Raw genomic sequence first — 1,903 nt, forward strand, 5'->3', positions numbered from 1 at the left:
GCAGTCGCTTCACGCCTGCCGGTCCCGGTACTCCGATCCGCACTGGCGCATTGACCCCGCGCCGGCGCAGTTCGGAAAGCCAGGAAAAGATCGGATCGGCATCGAAGCCGAACTGGGTGATGATCGCCGACTCCATTCCCAGCTCCTGCAACGCCGCATACTTGTCGGTCAGTGCCTGCCACAGCTGGTCGTTGTTGATGTCCGGATGACCTTCCGGATAACCGCCAATACTCACGTGCTTGAACCCGTACTGAGCGAGCAATCCGGTCTTAATCAGCGCCAGCGAATCCTCATAAGGGCCCATCGGTTCGACAGGATCGCCTCCAACAATGAAGACGTTCTCCGGAGCGGCCTCTGTCGCCAATCCGTCGAGGAACTCCTCCAACTCGTTCTGGGAGGCCAGCCGGCGTGCCGAAATGTGCGGAACTGGTACGAATCCCAGGCTCTTCACTGCGGCGGCCGCGGTGACCCGCATAAGCAGATCCTCGTTGCCAAGGAAGGTCACGGAAATGCGCGTACCCGGTGGAATGAATGGGGTGGCTTCTTCCAGCGCAGGAACGTCCTTGCCGGTCATCTCCAGGGAGAAATCTTCAAGCAGTGAATTGGCACCGCGCTCGGGAGCAGTGCGGGAATGATCAGGCATATCGGCGCATCCCTTCTTCCGTGTAAGTAAGTCGCGGGCGCAGCTCCGCTGCTTCAGGAAAGAACTGGTTCAAGTGTAGCTGGACACTATCTACATAGTCAGTCGTTCCGCTTACGAAGTTGCTGCCGATAAGCCGGGCATCAGCCCCGGCTCCCCGTACGTGGGCGGGTGAATTGCGCCCTCCCTGCGAGCAGGCCCAACACGCCTTGGCCCACGGCAACAACGGCGAGGTATTCCAACGACACCAGCCAGGTGGCGGAGGCGCCGTAAATAGCGCCGAAGATCACTGGACCTGATGCCGCCATGAGATATCCAAGGGACTGAGCCATACCGGACAGCGCGCTGGCCTCGTGGTGCGTTTGGGTCCGCAAACCGAACAGCGACAGCGCGATAACCAGCGAGCTTCCGCAGGAAAGACCCGCTACAGCCACCCACAGCAGCAGCGCCTGGGGAAGGAAGATGATTCCGAAGACCGCCGTCAGCAAGCCGAGGGGAGGTGCGGCCGCTGTCAGGCGTTGGTCCCGGCCACGGTTCAGCAGCAAAGGAGTTACCAGGCTCCCCACGATGCCGACGCCTTGGAAGAGGAATACGTCCCAGCCGGACTCCACTTCCGAACGCCCGAAGGTCCGCAGAATGCTGGGCAGCCAGGTGATGAGGATATAGAAAACACTGGATTGCAGTCCGAAGTAGATAGTGACCTGCCAAGCCACCGGGGACTTCCAGACCGGCGCTGGAGGGTACGACGGCGTGATGCCGATATCGTCTCCGGCAGGCGTAGCAGCGGTGCTGGGATCCGGCAACGTTCCGGCATCCTGCCGTTCATTCGTTCTGGTTTTGAGCAGCTGCGGTGCCCACGCTATAAGGGCCGGTACGGCCAACAAGGCCCACGCCGCCATCGCCCATCGCCAGTCTGAACCGGGCAGCGCAGCCAGGGGCACCGCCAGGCCAGCGCCCAAACCGGCAAACGAACCGAGCACTGCTGAATAGGCACCAGTGAGCGTGGACATTCGGTCCGGGAAGTCGCGTTTAACGACTGCCGGTACGAGTACATTGCACACAGCAATAGCAGCGCCTGTTATAAATGAGCCTGCCCACAAATTAATCATGGTGCCGGGTATAGAACGAAGCAACGTTCCGGCAATCAGCACCAACAGGGCGATAAAGACCGTCCGCTCGATGCCGATCTTCTGGCTGAATCCGTGCGCCAGTGGCGACACGACGGCGAATGCCAGTAGTGGCAGGGCCGTCAATAGTCCCAGA

The 1,903-nt window shown here is 60.7% G+C and carries 2 protein-coding genes; both read right to left on the reverse strand.

Going from position 1 to position 1,903, the window contains the following annotated elements:
* The coding region (locus tag Y707_RS0112750) for a methylenetetrahydrofolate reductase (protein ID WP_051441953.1) at window positions 1-643 on the reverse strand (643 nt) is incomplete at its 3' end.
* Window positions 644-783: 140 nt separating this feature from the next.
* On the reverse strand, window positions 784-1,903 hold a 1,120-nt coding region (locus tag Y707_RS25695; protein ID WP_081744840.1), incomplete at its 5' end, for an MFS transporter.

The sequence above is a fragment of the Arthrobacter sp. H14 genome, assembly GCF_000520495.1.
Lineage (GTDB): Bacteria > Actinomycetota > Actinomycetes > Actinomycetales > Micrococcaceae > Arthrobacter_C.